Source organism: Pseudomonas sp. PAMC 26793, from assembly GCF_000313235.1.
GTDB classification, from domain to species: Bacteria; Pseudomonadota; Gammaproteobacteria; order Pseudomonadales; family Pseudomonadaceae; genus Aquipseudomonas; species Aquipseudomonas yamanorum.
Genome location: NZ_AMXG01000038.1, coordinates 210,617 through 232,272, shown reverse-complemented (window position 1 = coordinate 232,272; position 21,656 = coordinate 210,617). Strand labels below are relative to the sequence as shown.

15 protein-coding genes are annotated in these 21,656 nt (G+C 60.6%); 4 read left to right on the top strand and 11 right to left on the bottom strand.

Translation table 11 applies throughout. From position 1 onward, the window contains the following. Positions 1-118 precede the first annotated feature (118 nt). From hutU to hutC, 3 genes are all read right to left on the bottom strand, one after another. Complete coding sequence (gene hutU, locus D109_RS0118565) at positions 119-1,789, bottom strand: urocanate hydratase (protein ID WP_026078058.1); 1,671 nt, start codon at positions 1,787-1,789, stop codon at positions 119-121. Positions 1,790-2,113: 324 nt separating this feature from the next. After that, positions 2,114-2,674, bottom strand: a complete 561-nt coding sequence (locus D109_RS0118560; RefSeq protein ID WP_017478189.1) for a HutD family protein — start codon at positions 2,672-2,674, stop codon at positions 2,114-2,116. After that, entirely contained in the window at positions 2,671-3,450 is a 780-nt protein-coding gene (gene hutC, locus D109_RS0118555) for a histidine utilization repressor (protein WP_177025851.1), read from the bottom strand. The genes D109_RS0118560 and hutC overlap by 4 nt, the downstream gene beginning before the upstream one ends. Positions 3,451-3,528: 78 nt before the next feature. Between hutC and D109_RS0118550 the strand changes: the two genes are divergently transcribed. Next, positions 3,529-4,893, top strand: a complete 1,365-nt coding sequence (locus D109_RS0118550) for a formimidoylglutamate deiminase (protein ID WP_017478187.1) — start codon at positions 3,529-3,531, stop codon at positions 4,891-4,893. Positions 4,894-5,021: 128 nt separating this feature from the next. Here the strand turns inward: D109_RS0118550 and D109_RS0118545 are convergent, their stop codons facing one another. The 6 genes from D109_RS0118545 to D109_RS0118520 form a co-directional block, all read right to left on the bottom strand. Continuing rightward, on the bottom strand, positions 5,022-5,591 hold the full coding sequence (locus tag D109_RS0118545; RefSeq protein WP_017478186.1) for a lipocalin family protein: 570 nt from the start codon (positions 5,589-5,591) through the stop codon (positions 5,022-5,024). Between the two features lie 32 nt (positions 5,592-5,623). Beyond that, positions 5,624-5,878, bottom strand: a complete 255-nt coding sequence (locus tag D109_RS0118540) for a hypothetical protein (protein WP_003217986.1) — start codon at positions 5,876-5,878, stop codon at positions 5,624-5,626. A 257-nt stretch (positions 5,879-6,135) separates the two neighbouring features. Beyond that, entirely contained in the window at positions 6,136-7,146 is a 1,011-nt protein-coding gene (locus D109_RS0118535; protein WP_017478185.1) for a class 1 fructose-bisphosphatase, read from the bottom strand. 107 nt (positions 7,147-7,253) lie between these two features. Next, entirely contained in the window at positions 7,254-8,609 is a 1,356-nt protein-coding gene (locus D109_RS0118530; protein WP_017478184.1) for a DUF3999 domain-containing protein, read from the bottom strand. Then, the gene (locus D109_RS0118525) at positions 8,609-12,145 is read right to left on the bottom strand and encodes a DUF2339 domain-containing protein (RefSeq protein WP_017478183.1); all 3,537 of its coding nucleotides are present in this window, start codon (positions 12,143-12,145) and stop codon (positions 8,609-8,611) included. Before D109_RS0118525 ends, D109_RS0118530 begins: the two co-directional genes overlap by 1 nt. Positions 12,146-12,245: 100 nt before the next feature. Beyond that, a complete protein-coding gene (locus tag D109_RS0118520) occupies positions 12,246-14,696 on the bottom strand; it encodes a glycogen/starch/alpha-glucan phosphorylase (RefSeq protein WP_017478182.1) in 2,451 nt (816 codons plus the stop codon). Positions 14,697-14,931: 235 nt separating this feature from the next. Here D109_RS0118520 and D109_RS0118515 point away from each other — a divergent pair, with 235 nt between their 5' ends. After that, positions 14,932-15,366, top strand: a complete 435-nt coding sequence (locus D109_RS0118515) for a YkgJ family cysteine cluster protein (protein ID WP_017478181.1) — start codon at positions 14,932-14,934, stop codon at positions 15,364-15,366. Positions 15,367-15,569: 203 nt separating this feature from the next. On the opposite strand, the gene typA is transcribed toward D109_RS0118515, so the two are convergent. Continuing rightward, the gene (gene typA, locus D109_RS0118510; RefSeq protein ID WP_017478180.1) at positions 15,570-17,390 is read right to left on the bottom strand and encodes a translational GTPase TypA; all 1,821 of its coding nucleotides are present in this window, start codon (positions 17,388-17,390) and stop codon (positions 15,570-15,572) included. A 139-nt stretch (positions 17,391-17,529) separates the two neighbouring features. Continuing rightward, the gene (thiI, locus tag D109_RS0118505) at positions 17,530-18,984 is read right to left on the bottom strand and encodes a tRNA uracil 4-sulfurtransferase ThiI (protein ID WP_026078056.1); all 1,455 of its coding nucleotides are present in this window, start codon (positions 18,982-18,984) and stop codon (positions 17,530-17,532) included. Between the two features lie 333 nt (positions 18,985-19,317). On the opposite strand from thiI, the gene glnA reads away from it, so the two are divergent. Both glnA and D109_RS0118495 read left to right on the top strand, forming a co-directional pair. Next, entirely contained in the window at positions 19,318-20,724 is a 1,407-nt protein-coding gene (gene glnA, locus D109_RS0118500) for a glutamate--ammonia ligase (RefSeq protein ID WP_003217999.1), read from the top strand. 190 nt (positions 20,725-20,914) lie between these two features. Continuing rightward, positions 20,915-21,451: a chorismate mutase gene (locus D109_RS0118495; protein WP_017478178.1), complete on the top strand. Its 537-nt coding sequence runs from the start codon at positions 20,915-20,917 to the stop codon at positions 21,449-21,451. The last annotated feature ends 205 nt before the right edge of the window (positions 21,452-21,656 follow it).

Genomic DNA, 21,656 nt, shown 5'->3' with positions numbered 1-21,656 from the left:
TTTTTGGGTGAAACGCAGATCAAATGTGGGAGCGGGCTTGCTCGCGAAAGCGATGGGTCAGCTAACGACTTCGGTGACTGATACACCGCATTCGCGAGCAAGCCCGCTCCCACATTAGTTATTTGATCATCGGGAGATTGAGGCCCTGCTCTTTGGCGCAATCGATGGCGATCTGGTAACCCGCATCGGCATGACGCATCACGCCGGTGGCCGGGTCGTTGTGCAGTACGCGGGCGATGCGCTCGGCCGCTTCGTCGGTACCGTCGCAGACGATCACCATGCCGGAGTGCTGGGAGAAGCCCATGCCGACGCCGCCGCCGTGGTGCAGCGAAACCCAGGTCGCGCCGCTGGCGGTGTTGAGCAAGGCGTTGAGCAGTGGCCAGTCGGACACGGCATCGGAACCGTCCTGCATCGATTCGGTTTCACGGTTGGGGCTGGCCACCGAGCCGGAGTCCAGGTGGTCGCGGCCAATCACGACCGGCGCCGACAGCTCGCCGCTGCGCACCATTTCGTTGAATGCCAGGCCGAGCTTGGCGCGCTGGCCCAGGCCAACCCAGCAGATACGTGCCGGCAAGCCCTGGAAGCTGATGCGCTCGCGGGCCATGTCCAGCCAGTTGTGCAAGTGGGCGTCGTCCGGGATCAGCTCTTTGACTTTGGCGTCGGTCTTGTAGATGTCTTGCGGGTCGCCCGACAGCGCAGCCCAGCGGAACGGACCGATACCACGGCAGAACAGCGGGCGGATGTAGGCCGGTACGAAACCCGGGAAGTCGAAGGCGTTTTCCACGCCCTCTTCTTGCGCCATCTGGCGGATGTTGTTGCCGTAGTCGAAGGTCGGGATGCCTTGCTTCTGGAACTCGAGCATGGCTTTGACGTGCACGGCCATGGATTGCTTGGCGGCCTTGATCACCTCGGCCGGTTCGGTCTTGGCGCGGGCGCGGTATTCGTCCCAGGTCCAGCCGGCGGGCAGGTAACCGTTGAGCGGGTCGTGGGCGCTGGTCTGGTCGGTGACCATGTCCGGGCGCACGCCGCGCTTGACCAGTTCCGGCAGGATTTCCGCCGCGTTGCCCAGCAGGGCGATGGAGATCGCGCGGCCTTCCTTGGTGTATTTCTCGATGCGCGCCAGGGCGTCGTCGAGGTCGGTGGCTTGCTCGTCAACGTAGCGGCTGCTCAGGCGGAAATCGATGCTGACCTGCTGGCATTCGATGTTCAGCGAGCACGCACCGGCGAGCGTCGCGGCCAGCGGCTGGGCGCCGCCCATGCCGCCGAGGCCGGCGGTCAGGACCCAACGGCCCTTGAGGTCATCGTTGTAATGTTGGCGGCCGGCTTCGACGAAGGTTTCGTAGGTGCCCTGCACGATGCCCTGGCTGCCGATGTAGATCCAGCTGCCGGCGGTCATCTGGCCGTACATGGCCAGGCCTTTGGCGTCGAGTTCGTTGAAGTGTTCCCAACTGGCCCAGTGCGGCACCAGGTTGGAGTTGGCAATCAGTACGCGCGGGGCATTGCTGTGGGTCTTGAATACGCCGACGGGTTTGCCGGATTGCACCAGCAGGGTTTCGTCGTCGTTGAGGTTGGTCAGGCTTTCGACGATCTGGTCGTAGCATTCCCAGTTTCGCGCGGCCCGGCCGATGCCGCCGTACACCACCAGCTCTTTCGGGTTCTCGGCCACCTGTGGGTCGAGGTTGTTCATCAGCATGCGCAGCGGTGCTTCAGTCAGCCAGCTTTTGGCGGTGAGCGTGTTGCCACGGGCAGCGCGGATTTCAACGTCACGGTACTTGGTAGGCTTGGTCACAAAAAATTCCTCAACGATCAATGCGCGAACATGATTGGTGCGAAGAGGATGTTCATGGACTCTTACGCACACATCTTTACTTGTACATACAAGCATATGCAATCAGGCGGCCAACTTGGCTGAGGTCCGTTACAGATTTTTTGCGAACGGGAGCGCAAGCCTTTAAGAACAAGGCTTCGCAGCTTGATGAATTTTCTTGCAGGAGGTTTTTACAGGGAGGGAGGCTTGTTACTCAGGCGGGCTTTTGCGCCATGCTGGGGCATTCGGTAACAAGTTGGTGCGGGGTATTGGAAACACGATGTGGGGGGGAAGCCCCCCACCTGTTCAAGCCCGTGCAGTCAGTTCGATGACGCAGCAACGGCCGGTGACGCTGACGTCCAGCAGGCCGGTGTTACCGTCCAGTTGCAGGCAGTCGTGACGGTTCAGCCGCTCGCCGAGCACCTTCACCTCATCGGCCACACTGAACACCAGCACGGTGTGCGCGGCGCTGAAGAAGCGCTGCGTACCGTCCATCCATTGCAACCGCGCTTGATAGCGTTGCGGCGAATAGATGAGGTTGAAATCGCGGATCGGCCCACCGATCAATCGGCAGGACACCTGGCTGTCACCCTTGAACGGGAACGGCTGCAGCGGTAACAACCCGAGTTGCTCCTCGCCGTCCACTGTCAGCACCATGCCCGAGCCTTGCAGCACGGTGATGATCCGCTGGTACCCGGCAAAGGTGGAGAACCCGCCCGACTCGGCGATATCGGCAATCGACAGGCGCCAGCCGAAACCGTCCAGGCCCTCGCCCGCGTCACGGGTGATTTCTTCAGTGCTACCGCCACCGTTTTTCCACGGCATGCGGATGTAATCGGCGGCGCGCCAGACTTTCATCGAACTCATTTACTGAAACGTCCTTCCAGGCTATGACGGGAACCGGGGTGGATCAAACGCGCAGCCGTGACCGGCTGGCGGCCAGACCAAGTGCGGCGGCGAATCAACAGGCATGGCTCGCTGGTTTCGATTTGCAGCAACGTGCATTCATCGGCGTCGGCCAGGATCGCCTCCACCACGTGCTCGCCTTCGGTCAGCGGCGCCACCTGGTTGAGGTAGGCATAAGGTGTTTGCTGGGTGAAATCCTGCTGCAGGTATTCCGGCGCGACCAGGGCGTTGACGAAGCGGTCTTCGATTTGCACCGGGATGTCGTTTTCGTAGTGCACGATCAACGAGTGGAATACCCGCCCGCCTTCGCGCATTTCCAGGGCGACGGCGCGCTCGGAACCGGCGGCTTCCTCACCGAGGGTGATGACTTTGCACGTATGACGATGACCGCGCGAGGCGATCTCATCGGCGATGTTGTGCACTTCAAACAGGGCCGATTGACTCTTGGGCTCGGCGACGAATGTGCCCACACCTTGCATGCGCACCAGCAGGCCTTCGGCGGTCAACTCGCGCAGCGCGCGGTTGATGGTCATGCGGCTGAAGCCCAGTTGGTTGACCAGTTCGCTTTCCGACGGCACGCGATAATGCGGCGGCCAATTGCCGTTGAGAATCTGCTGGCTGATCATCTGTTTGACGCGGGCGTACAAGGGCGCCGGACTTTCGTCCATGTGGGCAGCCAGTGGAGACTTGGCAGGCGGAGTCGGCACGGGAAATCCTTGTAGGTGAAAAAGAAGCATAGCTTGCCGGAGTTTACCGAGCAGGCAAACGTCTGTATATGTATATACAAATAAACACACGACCGGGGTGCCTGAATCATGTCCGCTTTCTTTGCCGAACGCGCGCTGCTGCCTAATGGATGGGCCAACGATGTACGTCTTGAAGTCAGCGCCGATGGCCTGCTGATCAAGGTTGAGCCCAACGCCAGTGCAGACGGTGCCGAACGGCTCAGGGGCCCGGTGCTGGCGGGCATGCCGAACCTGCATTCCCACGCGTTCCAGCGGGCGATGGCCGGGCTGGCGGAAGTGGCCGGCAACCCGAATGACAGCTTCTGGACCTGGCGCGACCTGATGTACCGGATGGTTGGCAAGATCAGCCCCGACCAACTGCAGATCATCGCGCGCCAGCTGTATATCGAAATGCTCAAGGCCGGCTACACCTCGGTGGCCGAATTTCACTACGTGCACCACGACGTCAGCGGCCAGCCTTATGCAGACCCCGCCGAGCTGTCGCAACAAATCAGCCAGGCCGCCGCCAGCAGCGGTATCGGCCTGACCTTGCTGCCGGTGCTCTACAGCCACTCCGGTTTTGGCGGCCAGGCACCCAATGAAGGCCAGCGGCGCTTTATCAACAGCACCGAGCATTACCTGAACCTGCAATCACGCCTGCAACCGATTCTGGCTGCGCAACCGGCGCAACAACTGGGCCTGTGCTTTCACTCGCTGCGCGCGGTAACACCACAACAGATCAGCGACGTGCTGGCCGCCAGCGACAAGACGTGCCCGGTGCATATCCATATCGCCGAGCAGCAAAAGGAAGTCGACGACTGCCTGGCCTGGAGCGGCCAGCGTCCGCTGCAATGGTTGTATGACCATGTTGAAGTGGATCAGCGCTGGTGCCTGGTGCACGCCACCCACGCCAACCCGGAAGAAGTGACGTTGATGGCCAAGAGCCGGGCGATTGCCGGGCTGTGCCTGACCACTGAAGCCAACCTGGGGGACGGAATTTTCCCGGCGGTGGACTTCCTGGCCCAGGGCGGGCGCATGGGGATTGGTTCCGACAGCCATGTATCGCTGAGCGTAGTGGAAGAATTGCGCTGGCTGGAATATGGGCAGCGGCTGCGGGACCAGCGACGCAACCGGCTGTATCGCAGCGATCAACCGATGGTCGGCCGTACGCTGTTCGATGCCGCGCTGGACGGCGGTGCCGAAGCGCTGGGGCAGCCGATTGGGCGCCTGGAAGTCGGCAAGCGTGCGGACTGGCTGGTGCTGGATGGCAACGATCCGTACCTGGCGACGGCAAACGAAGACGGGATTCTCAATCGCTGGCTGTTTGCCGGTGGTGATCGCCAGGTGCGCGATGTGCTGGTCAACGGCCAGTGGGTGATTCGCGAAGGGCATCACGCCGCCGAAGAAGAAAGCAGCCGGGCGTTTACCCAGGTTCTGCGGGATTTGCTGGGCTAACAGACGACACATAACAAATGTGGGAGCGGGCTTGCTCGCGAAAGCGGTGGATCAGTCAACACGTCGGTGACTGTCACACCGCCTTCGCGAGCAAGCCCGCTCCCACATTGGATTGGCGCTGTTTTGTATTACTGAGAAGTCTTCGCCATCTGCTTGTCCGACGTACGCCAGATCAAGCGCGTGGTGTCATACCCCTGTTGTCGCGCCCTGCTCAGCAGGTCTTCGCGGGTGTCGGCGCTGACCGTCGGCGTGCGCGACAATAACCACATGTAGCGCCGGCTAGGGCTGCCGACAATGGCGGTCTTGTAGTCATCGCTGACGTACAGCACCCAGTAATCGCCCTTGGCCACGCCCGGCAACAGCGAGGTGAACCAGTTATTGAATTCCACCCACAGTTTGTCGGTCCTGCCGGCGACCTGCGGCGTGGCCGTGCCCTTGGCTTCTTGCCATTTCCACTCAGGCGTCAGGCAGCGGTTGAACACCGACATATTGCCATCGGGCAACAGCGTGTAGCGGGCTTCGGACTGTGCGCAATTGCGCTGGAAGTACATCGGCAAACGGGCCAACTCATACCAGGTGCCCTGGTAACGCTTGAGGTTGACGCTGCCGACAGTCTTGGGTTGCAGATCATCGCCAGAATGGCTGGCGCAGCCCGCCAAAAACAGGCTGGCGCAGAGGTATAGAACGAAACGCATCATGTTGTTTTTCTCCCGCAGGCTTTCGCCCCGGTTTACTTCAGGCCTTGCCCGGAAAAAATCAGTACTTTGTCACCGGCGTATTGCACGCTGATAAAGCTGTTTTTATCGCCCCAGGTGCAACTGGACATACCCAGCGCGCCAGAACAATCAGTCGGCTTACCCAGCAACGACTCCACTTCGGCCTTGGGCATGCCGGCCGACAGTTTTGCGTAATTTTCTTGGGTGACCTTGCTGCAAGCGGCCAGAAGCACGCAAAACGACAACAGGGCGAGACGGCGTAACGACATGGAATAACTCCTGGAGAGACGAAGCAGCTTGGGGGTCTGCCAGAAGCTTAGAAGGGAAAAGAGGTGTCTGGTTCCCGACGAGCGAAAACAAAAAAGCCCCGAAAACGCTGAAACGTTTCGGGGCTCAGTCAAGCGAATGAAACCACTGTAGGAGCGAGCTTGCTCGCAAAAAACGTTCAGGCGGCGCGGGCAACCAGGCAGCCCGTGTCATCGTTAACGCTCTTCGCGAGCAAGCTCGCTCCTACAGGTAACCAGGCTTACGCCTTGTGGTAGCCGGTCACACGCTCAACTTCTTCCTTCGACCCCAGGAACACCGCCACACGCTGGTGCAGGCCTTCAGGCTGGATGTCGAGGATGCGCTGGTGGCCGTCGGTGGACGCACCGCCCGCCTGCTCAACCAGGAACGACATCGGGTTGGCTTCGTACATCAGGCGCAGTTTGCCCGGCTTGGACGGCTCGCGGCTGTCACGTGGGTACATGAACAAGCCACCACGGGTCAGGATACGGTGCACGTCGGCAACCATCGCAGCCACCCAGCGCATGTTGAAGTTCTTCTTCAACGGACCTTCTTCGCCTGCCATCAACTCACCCACATAGCGGGTAACCGGCTCTTCCCAGTGGCGCTGGTTGGACATGTTGATCGCAAATTCCTGGGTGGACGCAGGAATGGTGATGTCTTCGTGGGTGAGCACGAAGCTGCCCATTTCACGGTCCAGGGTGAAGCCTTTGACGCCGTCGCCCAGTGTCAGTACCAACATGGTCTGTGGGCCGTAGATCGCGTAACCGGCAGCGACCTGCTGGGTACCTGGCTGCAGGAAGGCCTTTTCGTTCAGGGCTTCGTTCTGGCTCAGGTATTCGTTCGGGCAACGCAGTACCGAGAAGATGGTGCCAACCGGCGCGTTGATGTCGATGTTCGACGAACCGTCCAACGGGTCGAATACCAGCAGGTAGGCGCCTTTCGGGTATTTGCCCGGGATCTGGTAGGCATTGTCCATTTCTTCGGACGCCATGCCGGCCAGGTGACCGCCCCATTCGTTGGCTTCCAGCAGGATTTCGTTGGAAATCACGTCGAGCTTCTTCTGCACTTCGCCTTGTACGTTTTCAGTGCCCATGCTGCCCAGGACACCACCCAACGCGCCTTTGGAGACGGCGTGGCTGATTTCCTTGCAAGCACGCGCCACCACTTCGATAAGGAAGCGCAGATCGGCAGGCGTGTTGTTGCTGCGGGTCTGCTCGATCAAATAGCGACTCAGGGTAACGCGGGACATGGAAGGCTCCGGAAAGTGGGGGCTAAAAACCCGCGCAGTTTAACGCGAGTCGGGGCGTATTTCCTCCTATCAGAGGATTTAAACCCAATAGAGTTCATGGACTTTATTTAACGTGCCACCGGCGGCTTGCGCAGCAAACTGTAGGCCATGGCTCCGAGTGCCGCCACACCGAGCAGCAGCACGGCCCAAAGACCGAGCTTTTTCCAGTTCGGCCCCGCATCGACAGGGGTCGCAACCGCAGGCGAACTCACCACCGCTTCGCCCGCCACGTTGGCTTGCCCAAGCGCGGCGAAGCGTTCAGCGCTGTAATCCGGGATCAACGTCGACAGCGGCAAATTCGCACCTTTCACCGACGGATTGCCCAATGCCAAGGTGAACGGTGGTTCGCCCCGCGCCAGGAATACCAACTGCGTGGCCCGCACCGCAAAGCTCAAGGTCGGGGCCTCAACACCCAGGCCACCGCCGCGCTCGTCCACATCGAGCTTGAGCTGGGCAACAGCCTGGCCTGGCAGCTGTAATTCATTCTGCAAAACGTCCTGGCCATTTTGCGTCAGCCGGTAGAGCAAGCCGCTGCTCAAGGGCTGCCAGGCCTGATTGCTCTCTCGGCGGCCCGACAGAGTGACTGGTGCAAGGCTGTTGGGTTGGCTCAGGTCGATTCGCAAGCGTTCGACATTCAGTGCGCTGGGCAACTGCCAGCTGTATTCCCCGGCCTTGAGACGGCTGCCCGACAACGGCTGCGACCACACCAGCGGTAACGGCAGGCTATGGGCGCTGACACTCTCCACCTGCGCCGACGTCAGTGCCGGTGCGGCCTGGCCTTTCCAGAGCAGACGCAGGTAACGCGCCGACTGCCCCGGCAAACTCACTTCGTGCTGCTCGACCCGCTCATCGGCAAACGACAGTCGCGCCACCTGCCCTTCGCCCCAGGCGCGCCAGTGCTGCAAGTCATCACTGGCTTCGATGCTGAAGCGCTGGAAGCCGTCGCGCTCGCTGGTCCAATCGAGGATCAGTTGCTGCAACGGCGCCTTGATCCCACTGGCGTCGAGCAACCAGCCGCGCAGGACCTCTTCGCCGGCCTCCAATTGGCTAGGCGGCTGCACTTGCACCAACGTGCCGGTGGACGTGGATTGCACACGCACGCTGGGCACGGCTTCAGCGGAGTCGGCCGCGGCGTACAACGGGAACCACTTCACGTTGGACAGGCTACGGCTTTCGGTGCTTTGCGCCGACTGCCGCGCCAGCGCGTAGGCCTGGGGTTCGCCGGCTGCGTTGAACACCCGCACATCACTCAGGTCGGCCTGACGGGCGCTCAATTGCACCGCCAGCGGCAGCTCCAAGCGGTACCACGGGCCTTCGCCGCTGACCGTCAGCGGTACCCGCGTGGTGAAATCGGCGGGCGTTTCCTGACCCCACGCCGAGAACGTTGTACACAACCCCAACAGCGCCACACTCAGCTTGCCCATCAAGAGGCCACTCCTTCAGTTTCAACCACCGGCTCGGCGCGCTTGGGCGGCAGCGGGGCGAAATAGCCCACCACCAGCAACAGCCCGCCCACACCGATAAACGATACGATCCGCGCCAGCCCGCCACGGTTGCTCAATTCGACGAAGAACAATTTGGCGACCACCACGGCAATCAACGCCGCACCGATCAGCCACACCTCTCGCCGATGACGCAGATGGCCGCCGATCATCAGGCTCAGGGCAATCAGGGTCCAGACGATCGACAGCCCGGCTTGCACCAGCATCGACTCCAGCAACGCATCCAGATGGAACGGCACGCCGCCCCAATGGTGAGCCGTGCGCATCACCAGCGCGGTGAAGAAGGCGAACAACGACGCACCGGCGACCGCCTGGGCGACCAGCTCGGCGCGCGGCCCGCGTTCTGGTGCGGCACTGCGAGACCACAGGTACACACCCAGCAGTGCGAACAACAATCCCAGATCCAACGGGTTAAGCAGCGGTACATACGGCAACGGCTCGGCGGTGCCGTCGCTGAAGATATTAGCCAGCCAGAACCAGCCGAGCATCAGCACCGCCAGCGGCAGCGCGGCATACAACCGGTACTCGCGTGGGTACGCCGACACCGGCCACGGCCAACGGCGCGGCGCAGCGGCCAGCACCAGGTAAAGGCTCGGCAGAATCGCCCAGCCCAGCCAGCGCCAGGCGTTGTACTCCTCCGACAGCAGCAACAGGCCGTAGCGCAACTCCAGCGCCAGCACGCCGATCAGCAGCCAGCAACCGAGCACGTGCGCGGCGCCCAGGGCTTTTTGCGGGATGACCAACGCCAGGCGCCGCAGCGACATGAAGTGCACCGCAAATACCGCTGCCCACGCCAGCCAGGCGAAATTCGCCGCCGGGTGATAACGCGTGTCCCACGCGCCCAGCAACACCACGCCCGCCGCCGGCATCAACAGCGTGCACAGCAAGCCCAGCGACGCCCATTGCAGCCGCAAGGCCAATACGGCCCAGATCGCCACAATCACCGCCGCCACCGCCAACAGCCAGGTGCCTTGCAGCATCGACGGCGCAAAACGCAGCACTTCACAGACCAACGCCAGCGTCCACCAGCCCGCGCCCCACACCAGCAGCACGTCGGACAGCCGCTGCAAACTCAGCGCTTCGAGCACCGGTGCATGCGGCCGGCGCTGCAAGCGCCAGGCACCGACCAGTGCTGCCAGCCCGAGCACCATTGGCGTCCAGAAGCCGCTATGGCCCAAAGGCCGCAAACCCTCGCTGGTCAGCGGCCCGAGCAGGTCCGGCACCGCGATCAGGAACGAAGCGCCACCGATCACTTGCAGCAACAACCCGAACACAAAACTGACGCGCTGTTGCAGATACAGGCTCAGCCAGATGATCAACAAACCACTGGCCGCCCACACGCCGCTGGCGGTCTCCCATGGCAGCACAAACAGCACCGCGAGGTTGATCAGCACCAGCCCGGCCAACAACACCACCGACAGGCCACGCAACAACCGCACATCGCTGCGCACCATCGTGTCCCGCGCGGCCAGCAGCATGCCGCCGATCAACGCCAGGCCAATCAGCGAAGCCGTGAGCAGCCCGCTCCAACCCGCACTGAACACCGCGCCGGAATCGGCGCCCGTCCGCAACCGCAGCAGGAACAGCGCCCCACCCAGCAGTTGCACGGCAAACGCGGTGAAGAGGAACGTACGCGAGCCGATGCGCAGACCGACCAGCAAAGTCGCAAGGCCCGCAAGCGCCCAGCTGATGGCGGTGCCTTGGGTCGACAGCAGCAGCGGCGCAAGCAGGTACAAGAAACCCAGGCCGACGCTGGCCAACACCGGCAAGCCACGACGTTCCCACAACGCCGCCTGCTCAGTCGGGGCTTTGCGCAACTGGAAGAAACTGAACAGCAATGCCGCACCCAGCAACAACGCACCCAACGGTGCGCCATCCAACAGACTGGTCTCGCCCACCCGCAATTCGCTGAGGAACGCCAGCGCCGAGCCGACTTGCAACAGCAAGCCAAACGCCCGCGCCAACGGCCGTTGCTGGCGCAGGCCGAGCCAGAAGATCCCGGCGCCTTCCACGGCCCAGGCTGCCGCCGTCCAGCGTGCATCGAGGCCCAGGGGAATCGCCAGGCTGGCAAAGATCACACCCAGCGCCAGGCAGGTTTCCGCCAGCAGCAAGGCGCGACCGCCGCTCAACAAACGGGCCAGGCCCATGTAGATAATGCCCAGGGCCAGCGCGCTGAACGCGGCGGCAAACTCCAGGTGCTGCACCAGCGCAAACTGCAGCCCGAAACCCACCAGCGGCGGACCGAACAGCATGCTGCCGTCGACATAGTCGCCCTTGGCCGCCGACCAACGCAGCAGCGCGCCACGGCTGTCATCGTCCGGCGCGTCGCGCATCTCCAGCAACTTGCGCCGGGCGAACAACAGGCCAATGCCCAGGTACATCAGGAAAAACACAATCAGGAACGGCTCGGTGCTCCCCAGCAACTCCGGCGTATAAGAGCGTATGCCCCAGGCGAAGCCGATACCGAAGGTGCCGACAAAGCCGATCAAGTTGAGCAGGCGCCAGGCCTTGAACCAGGCGATGGCGAGAATGCCCGCGTTGAGCAGGGCGAAGTAACTGAACAGCGCCACATGATTGCCAGCGCCGGTAGACGTAAGAATAGGTGCGGCAAAACCGCCGAGGGCGGCGGCGCAGGCCAGGCCGAGGGCGTCTTGGGTAATCGCCAGGATCGCCGAGAACACCGTGACAGCCACCAGCAAGCCAAGGGCTGCACCGGGATCAAGCAGCGGATGCAGGCGCATCGCGGCGAACACCGTCAGGTACAGCACCGCAATACCGGTGCCTTGCAGCATCAACCCGTAATTGCTGTTGCGCAGCCGCAGCCACCAACCCAGCCCCAGCAAGGCCAACGCACAGCCGGCAACACCGGCATAACGCAGCTCGATCGGCACCACCATGCCTTCAGTGGCATAACGCAGCAGGAAAGCCAGGCCGAGGAACAACAGCACCACGCCGACCCGCAGCACGGTGTTGCCACCGAACAGCCAGTTGCGGGCACCGCTGATGGCACGTTCGATGAAGTTGGGCCCGCGAGGTACCGCAGGCGTAGCAGGTTGTTCAGGAAATTTTTCGCTCGGCTCAGCCCTCCACACGTCAGCCGGCAATGGCTGGCTGGGCTCGGCCACCACGGTTGTGTAGGCAGGTTCCAGTTCGGCGGGTAATTCCCAGACGAGTTCGGGCGGCGCCGCTACCGGCAGCGGCTCTTCGACAAAGACAGGTTCAGGGGCTTCAACGGCGGCAGGCCTTTCCAGCAGAGCCAGGCGTTGCTCGACCACCTTCAGGGCGTTCCGGGCAGACTCCAGCTGACGGCCTTGCTCCTCCGTACGCGAAGCAAGCATCGACAGGCGAATCGCCTGGCCAATGCCCAAACCGAGCAACGCACCAATGCCCGCATCACTGAACGACTCATCGAGCGTCCAGCCGAGCACCAGGCCAATCAGCATGAAAATCCATTGCATGGTGGATATCCCTAAGCAGCCCGAAGCGGGCGGAACCGGCGCTTAGTATATCGACAAGGCCCAACACAGGTTGGGCCTTGGGGCACAGATTAAGAAAAACTCAGTCCAGAGCTTTCCAGATCTCCGTCGCATACTCCCGGATGGTCCGGTCCGACGAGAACCACCCCATGCGCGCGGTATTGAGCACCGCCGAGCGCCACCATTCCTTGGAGTCGTGCCAGTGGGCTTCGACCCGCGCCTGGGCATCCCAGTAGGAATCAAAGTCGGCACAGACCAGGAAGCGGTCGTAGTCGATCAGCGAATCCACCAACCCGGCATAACGGCCCGGATCATCCGGCGAGAACACCCCGCCGCGAATCGCTTGCAGTACGTCGTTCAAGCGATGAGACGCGGCAACGTCTGGCCCGGCATTGAACTCTCCGGCATGCTTGCGCGCTTCCACCTGCTCGGCACTGAGGCCGAAGATGAACATGTGATCGGCGCCCACGCGCTCGTGCATCTCGACGTTGGCACCGTCCATGGTGCCGATGGTCAGCGCGCCGTTGAGGCCGAATTTCATGTTGCTGGTGCCCGACGCTTCAAAGCCGGCAGTGGAAATCTGCTCCGACAGGTCGGCCGCCGGAATGATGCTTTCCGCCAGGCTGACGTTGTAGTTGGGCAGGAACACCACCTTGAGCAAACCGCGCACGGTGGGGTCGTTGTTGACGGTACGGGCGATGTCGTTGGTCAGCTTGATGATCAGCTTGGCCTGGTGATAGCTGGCCGCCGCCTTACCGGCGAAGATCTTCACTCGAGGCACCCAGTCGGTGCCTGGCTCGGCACGGATCGCCTGGTACAGCGCGACGGTGTGCAGCAGGTTCAACAGCTGGCGCTTGTACTCGTGGATCCGCTTGACCTGCACATCGAACATCGCCGCCGGGTTGACCGAAACCCCCAGGCGCTCGTGGATGATGTCGGCCAGTGCCCGCTTACTGTGCAGACGCTGTTCGGCGAAGGCTTTGCGGAACGCTTGCTTCTCGGCAAAGGTTTCCAGCTCAACCAGACGGGTTTCGGTGTTGTCGAGAATATCCGGGCCCAGCGCTTCCACCAGCATCGCCGTGAGTTTTGGATTCGCCTGGAACAACCAGCGGCGAAACGTAATGCCGTTGGTTTTGTTATTGATGCGGTCCGGGTAGAGCTTGTGCAGTTCGGAGAACACCGTGCTGCGCATCAGTTGGGTGTGCAGGCCGGACACGCCGTTCACGCTGTGGGAGCCGAGGAACGCCAGGTTGCCCATGCGTACGCGGCGGCCGTTGTCTTCTTCGATCAGCGAAACGGCGCGCAGGACGTCGAAGTCGTGAATGCCTTTGGCCCGCAGCGAGTCGATGTGCCGGGCATTGATCAGGTAGATGATCTGCATGTGCCGCGGCAGCATGCGCTCCATCAGGCCGACCGGCCAGGTTTCCAAAGCCTCGGGGAGCAAGGTGTGGTTGGTGTACGACAGGGTTTCGACGGTGACGTCCCAGGCGGCATCCCACGGGATGTCGTGCAGGTCCACCAACTGGCGCATCAACTCGGCCACCGCAATCGACGGGTGCGTGTCGTTGAGCTGGATGGCCGCGTGTTCACCCAGGCTCAACACCGAGCCATGCATGTTCTTGTGGCGACGCAGCAAATCCTGCAGCGAGGCGGAGACGAAGAAGTACTCCTGGCGCAGGCGCAGTTCCTGCCCTGCTTCGGTGCTGTCGGCCGGGTAAAGCACTCGGGAGATGCTTTCGGCGCGGGCCACTTCGGCGACGGCGCCCAAGTGGTCGCCGGCGTTGAAGCGCTCCAGGTGCAGGTCTTCCACCGCCCGGGCACGCCACAGGCGCAAGGTGTTGACGCTTGCGCCGCGCCAGCCGACCACCGGGGTGTCATACGCTACCGCACGTACGGTTTCATTCGGTGACCACACCTGGATCGACTTGCCGGACGCGTCCAGCACGGTTTCCACACCACCGCCAAAACCGATCGGGTAGATCACTTCGGCGCGCTCGAACTCCCAGGGGTTGCCGAAATCCAGCCAGCGCTCGGTTTGTTCCTGCTGCCAGCCGTCGACAATTGCCTGGCGGAACAGCCCATGCTCATAACGAATGCCATAGCCGTGGCCTGCAATGCCCAGGGTCGACATGCTTTCCATAAAGCACGCCGCCAGGCGGCCGAGGCCACCGTTGCCCAGTGCCGCGTCGGGCTCCAGCAGGCGAATGCGCTCCATGTCCACACCCAGCTCACTCATGGCCTCACGGGCCACGTCCAGCAAGCCGAGATTGCTCAGGCTGTCGTAGAGCAGACGGCCGATCAGGAATTCCAGCGAGAGGTAATAGACCCGCTTCTGTCCCTTGCGGTAGATGTGTCGCGTGTGGTCCATCCAGTGGTCGACCATGTGGTCGCGGGCGGCCAGTGCGATAGCTTCGAACCAGTCGTGGTCGAAGGCATGATCGGGGTCCTTGCCCACCGCGTAGGTCAGTTTGGTCAAGACGGCATCGCGAAATGCGGCTACCTCTGCTTCACGTACAAGCGGTTCCTGAGACATCGATGCGACCTCGGGCGAGATAGAAGGAGTTGCTAGAGCCTAGACGGTCTGACAGACGGTAGACGCTCTGGTTCGGCAGTTTTTTAACTCATTCACCTTTGCGGGAAATTGATGCAGGGGCCGTGCCCGTTTGTGGCCCGTCACAGCCTTCGAGCTGAAATCTGGAAGATATTGTTCAAAAAACCACCAGTTCCGGTATGATCCCGCGCCGGATAACACCCCTCTTGGAAACCTGATGAAGCCTCAACTGATCGCCGCCGCGGAACTCGACCGTCTCGAGACCTGGCAGAAATACTCAAGCCATATGTGTGGCGGCTGTGTGTCGAGCTGCTGCACCCTGCCGGTTGAGGTGAAGATCAAGGACCTGATCCGCATCGGCATCGTCGATGAATTCGAGCGTGGCGACCCGCCGAAGAACATCGCCAAGCGCTTGCAGAAGGAAGGCATCGTCGAGCGCTTCAACGCCAAATCCGAGATCTTTACCCTGCAGCGCATGAGCAACAACGATTGCCTGTACCTGGATCGTAAGAGCCGCTTCTGCACTATTTATGACAAGCGCCCGGATACTTGCCGCAATCACCCGAAAATCGGACCGCGGCCGGGGTATTGCGCGTACAAGCCGAAGGAAGTGGTGCGCGAGACCAAATTCAAGACCCTCGACAAGTTCTGATCCAGATTCTTATTGCTTGAACTACCGCTTTCGCGAGCAAGCCCGCTCCCACACTTGACCTCACTCATCCTGAAAAAACGCGGTCGAATGTGGGAGCGGGCTTGCTCGCGAAGGGGCCCGCACAGTCACTACAGATTTTGCAGGCATAAAAAAACGCCCCCGGCCTTTCGACCGGGGGCGTTTTTCATTCAGCCTGAGTTAACTCAGTTCTTGGCTTTCTTGGCAGCGCGGGTGCGCTCGCCTTCGTCCAGGATCTTCTTACGCAGGCGGATCGACTTAGGCGTGACTTCGCACAGCTCGTCGTCCTGGATGAATTCCAGGGCCTGTTCCAGGGTGAAGCGAACAGGTGGAACCAGAGCGATGGTTTCGTCTTTACCCGAAGCACGCATGTTGTCGAGCTTCTTGCCTTTGGTTGGGTTGACGCCCATGTCGTTGTCACGGCTGTTCAGACCAACGATCTGACCGTTGTAGATCTCTTGACCGTGTTCAACGAACAGCTTGCCACGCGCCTGGAGGGTTTCCAGGGAGTAGGTCAGCGCCTTGCCGGTTTCTACCGATACCAGAACACCGTTCTGACGACCGGACATGTCGCCGGACTTCATGGTGTCGTAGCGATCAAAGATCGAGGTCAGGATGCCAGCACCGTTGGTCAGGGTCAGGAACTGGTTACGGAAACCGATCAGACCACGCGCAGGGATGTTGTATTCCAGACGCACACGGCCTTTGCCATCCGGCACCATGTTGGTCAGGTCGCCCTTACGCAGGCCCATCTCTTCCATGACCTTGCCCTGGGATTCTTCAGGGGTGTCGATGGTGACGTTTTCAAACGGTTCCTGCTTCACGCCGTCAACCTGACGGATGATCACTTCAGGACGACCAACGCCCATTTCGAAGCCTTCGCGACGCATGGTTTCGATCAGTACCGAGAGGTGCAGCTCACCACGGCCGGAAACCTTGAACTTGTCAGCCGAGTCGCCTTCTTCAACGCGCAGAGCAACGTTGTACAGCAGCTCTTTGTCCAGACGTTCCTTGATGTTACGGGAAGTCACGAACTTGCCTTCTTTACCGCAGAAAGGCGAGTCGTTTACCTGGAAGGTCATGGAAACGGTTGGCTCGTCAACGGTCAGAGGCTTCATCGCCTCGACGGTGTCCGGCTGGCACAGGGTGTCGGAGATGAACAGCGAGTCCATACCGCTCACGCACACGATGTCACCGGCAAACGCTTCTTCAACGTCGATGCGGTGCAGGCCGTGGTGACCCATCAGCTTCAGGATACGACCGTTGCGTTTCTTGCCGTCGGCGCCAATGGCGACAACCGGGGTGTTCGGCTTGACGCTACCACGAGCGATACGGCCAACGCCGATAACACCCAGGAAGCTGTTGTAGTCCAGTGCCGAGATTTGCATCTGGAACGGGCCTTCACGGTCAACCTTCGGTGGTGGAACGTGGTCAACGATTGCCTGGTACAGCGGGGTCATGTCTTCCGCCATGGCGGTGTGTTCCAGGCCGGCAATACCGTTCAGGGCAGAGGCGTAGATCACCTGGAAATCCAGCTGTTCTTCGGTAGCACCCAGGTTGTCGAACAGGTCGAAGATCTGATCCAGAACCCAGTCCGGACGCGCGCCTGGACGGTCAACCTTGTTGATGCACACGATCGGACGCAGGCCGGCTTCGAAAGCCTTCTTGGTCACGAAACGGGTTTGCGGCATAGGGCCGTCTTGAGCGTCAACCAGCAGCAGAACGGAGTCAACCATCGACATTACGCGTTCAACTTCGCCGCCGAAGTCGGCGTGGCCCGGGGTGTCCACGATGTTGATGTGGTAGCCGTTCCAGTTGATGGCGGTGTTTTTCGCCAGAATGGTAATACCGCGCTCTTTCTCCTGGTCGTTGGAGTCCATCACGCGTTCGTCGTTGAGCTCGTTGCGCTCCAGGGTGCCGGATTGACGCAAGAGTTTGTCTACCAGGGTGGTCTTACCATGGTCAACGTGAGCAATGATGGCGATGTTGCGTAGATTTTCGATCACTTGTGTATCTCGATCAGAGGATTCGGTGTGCTGACAGGTCGTGGCAGCGATTAACAGTAGAGTCAGGCCTTGCCGTTACAGCTTGACGGCAGAGTCGGGGGGCCGGTGACGCAGGCCACAGGCAAACAGCCCCGGGCTCTTAGCTCGGTCGATAAACGCGCACATTGGCATGCCCCTCACTGAGCAAATGGTGGGCATGCAGGCGACTCATCACGCCTTTGTCGCAATACAACAGGTACTGACGGCTGTCATCCAGTTCCTTGAAACGCGCATTCAGTGCATAGAACGGCAGCGTTTGTACGTCGATGCCAGCAATTTCCAGCGGCTCGTCTTCAGCGGCATCCGGGTGACGGATGTCGATGATGATCTGACCGGCCAGAGCCTCGCTGACTTCTTCGATCTGCAAATCCTGGCCCAATTCGTCGATAACCCGATCGATCGGCACCAGTTTGGCGTTCTCAAGCGCTCGCTCGAGCACCGCCATGTCGAACTGTTGTTCTTCGTACTCCACGCGGTTGCGTTTGGCGTGGGTCTTGGGGTTCACCGAGATGACCCCGCAATATTCCGGCATGTGCCTGGCGAAATCCGCCGTGCCGATCTGGGTCGCCAGGTCGATGATGTCTTGCTTGTGACTGGCGATCAGCGGGCGCAATACCAGCTTCTCGGTCACAGAGTCGATCAACGACAGGTTCGGCAGGGTCTGGCTGGACACCTGGGAAATCGCTTCACCGGTGACCAGTGCGTCGATTTCCAGCCGATCCGCGATTCGGGACGCAGCGCGCAACATCATACGCTTCAATACTACGCCCATATGACTGTTATCGACTTTCCCGAGAATTTCTCCCAGGACTTCCTCGAACGGTACGCTGACAAACAGCACCCGTTGCGAGCTGCCGTACTTCTTCCAGATGTAATGCGCGACTTCCATCACGCCCAATTCGTGTGCACGTCCGCCCAGGTTAAAGAAGCAGAAGTGGCTCATCAGCCCGCGGCGCATGATCTGGTAGGCCGCGACGGTGGAATCGAAACCGCCGGACATCAAGACCAGGGTCTGTTCCAGGGCACCCAGCGGGTAGCCGCCGATGCTGTCGTGCTGGCTGTGGATCACAAACAACCGTTGGTCGCGAATTTCCATCCGCACTTCAATTTGCGGCGCTTTCAGGGAAATTCCGGCGGCGCCGCACTCGCGACGCAGCTTGCTGCCCACGTATTTTTCGACATCCATGGAGCTGAACGGGTGCTTGCCGGCGCGTTTGCAACGCACCGAAAAAACCTTGCCCGCCAGCACATCGCCGTAGTGCTGTTTGCACTTTTCGGTGATGTCGTCGAAGTCACCCAACGGGTACTCGTCGACCTGCAGGAAATGCGCGATGCCCGGCACGCAGCTCAGGCGCTCGGTCATGTCCTTCAAGGCCTTGGGGTCTGTGAGGCGGGTTTCCAGCTCGAGATTGTCCCACACACCGCTCACCACCACCGCCGGGTCCAGATCGCGGAGCACGGCACGGATGTTCTTGGCCAATTGACGGATGAAACGCATCCGTACCGGTCGGCTCTTGATGGTGATCTCGGGGAAGACTTTAACGATTAATTTCATGAAAACAGCGCGCGCAGGCCCAGCCGAAAAAGGGGGGCGCGGATTATAGCGGAAATCGCTCAAGGTTTAACCAGTTAATATGCATCGAACCTTTAGCGCACCAAAACAGGTCATAAATAAAAATTCGCGCTACATTGCGGTGCGCATTTTCTTCCGCTTCAGCGGATTGCACCTTTATAGGGGCGTTTTTGTGGCAAAAAACCCATGTCGGGGCACTGGCATGCAATTTGCTCTCTTGTGAGGCAGGTTGCCTTGGTCGAGTATTCGCGCCGGCATCACCCACATTCTAAGGGCTACTCCACTACCCCAGCCCGAAGCCACCCGGAGGACACTATGTCGAAGTCGGTTCAACTCATCAAAGATCATGACGTCAAATGGATTGATCTGCGCTTCACGGACACAAAAGGCACTCAGCACCACGTGACCATGCCGGCTCGCGACGCGCTGGATGACGCCTTCTTCGAAGAAGGCAAAATGTTCGACGGTTCCTCCATTGCCGGCTGGAAAGGCATCGAAGCTTCCGACATGATCCTGATGCCGGACGACAGCACCGCCGTACTCGACCCGTTCACCGAAGACCCAACGCTGATCATCGTCTGCGACGTGATCGAGCCTTCGACCATGCAAGGCTACGACCGTGACCCACGTGCGATCGCCAAGCGTGCCGAGGAATACCTGAAGTCGACCGGTATCGGCGACACCGTATTCGTAGGTCCGGAACCAGAATTCTTCATCTTTGATTCGGTCAAGTTCAAGTCCGACATCTCTGGCTCCATGTTCAAAATCTTCTCCGAACAAGGTTCGTGGATGTCCGACCAGGACGTGGAAGGCGGCAACAAAGGCCACCGTCCAGGTATCAAAGGCGGCTACTTCCCGGTTCCTCCGTTCGACCACGACCACGAAATCCGTACCTCCATGTGCAACGCCATGGAAGAAATGGGCCTGGTCATCGAAGTTCACCACCACGAAGTGGCGACTGCCGGCCAGAACGAAATCGGTGTGAAGTTCAACACCCTGGTTGCCAAGGCTGACGAAGTACAGACCCTGAAGTACTGCGTACACAACGTGGCTGATGCCTACGGCCGTACCGCTACCTTCATGCCTAAGCCGCTGTACGGCGATAACGGTTCGGGTATGCACGTTCACCTGTCCATCGCCAAAGAAGGCAAGAACACCTTCGCTGGCGAAGGTTATGCCGGCCTGTCCGACACCGCCCTGTACTTCATCGGCGGTATCATCAAGCACGGTAAGGCCCTGAACGGCTTCACCAACCCGTCGACCAACTCCTACAAGCGTCTGGTCCCAGGTTTCGAAGCGCCAGTGATGCTGGCCTACTCGGCTCGCAACCGCTCCGCCTCGATCCGTATTCCTTACGTGTCCAGCCCTCGCGCTCGCCGTATCGAAGCCCGTTTCCCGGATCCAGCGGCCAACCCATACCTGGCCTTCGCTGCCCTGGTCATGGCCGGCCTGGACGGTATCCAGAACAAGATCCACCCTGGCGACGCCGCCGACAAAAACTTGTACGACCTGCCGCCTGAAGAGGCCAAAGAGATCCCACAAGTGTGCGGCAGCCTGAAAGAAGCCCTGGAAGAGCTGGACAAGGGCCGTGCGTTCCTGACCAAAGGCGGCGTGTTCAGCGACGACTTTATCGATGCCTACATCGCCCTGAAAAGCGAAGAAGAAATCAAGGTCCGCACCTTCGTACACCCACTGGAATACGAGCTGTACTACAGCTGCTGATCCGGTAGCGCTGCTTAACGTGGCGTGATGAAAAAGGGCCTCCTTCGGGAGGTCTTTTTTTTGCCCGCCAAACCCTGTGGGAGCGGGCTTGCCTGCGAAAAATCCAAAGACACCGTATTTCTTCAATATTTACGCGTTATCGTTAGCGACCTTCGCGAGCAAGCTCGCTCCTACAGAAGAGGGTTCTGCCTTGAAATTCAAACTCGCCTTCATATTGCTGGCCATTAGTGCCAGCGCATCCGCCGCGCCGCCCACCCTCGCCCCTCTGCTCGACAGCATCGCCGAACGCCTGGCGATTGCCGACCAGGTGGCCCTGAGCAAATGGGACAGCCACAAGCCCGTCGAGGACCGCCCACGGGAGCAGGATGTGATCGCCAGCGTCGTCGCCCAGGCACCGGGCTACAAACTGGCACCGGCCCAGGCCGAGCAGTTTTTCTCGGCCCAGATCGAGGCGAACAAATTGGTGCAGTACGCCCACCTGTCCGATTGGCAGCTGCAAGGCAAGGCACCCAATGACCCACGCCCGGATCTGGTCGGCCAGATTCGCCCTAAACTGGACCTGCTGCAAAAACGCCTGCTGCAACAGCTGGCGGACTTCACCCCAGAACGCACCAACCCCCAGTGTCCGCAATGGCTGGCCCAGGCCAATCACGCAGCTGCACATGACCCACTGCACCAACTGGCGATGATCCGCGCCACCGCCGAGCTGTGCCTCTATAAAATCTAAAATTGCGAACCCCATCAAAATGTGGAAGCGGGCTTGCTCGCGAAGGCGGTGTGTCAGTTGATATATGCATGACTGACACGCCGCCTTCGCGAGCAAGCCCGCTCCCACAATCTAGATCCGACCCATTCAGTCAATCAGTCGTTGCCACCAGCTTCCTGAACAGATCTTTCAAAACCGCACTATATTGGTGCAATGCGTTGCACCC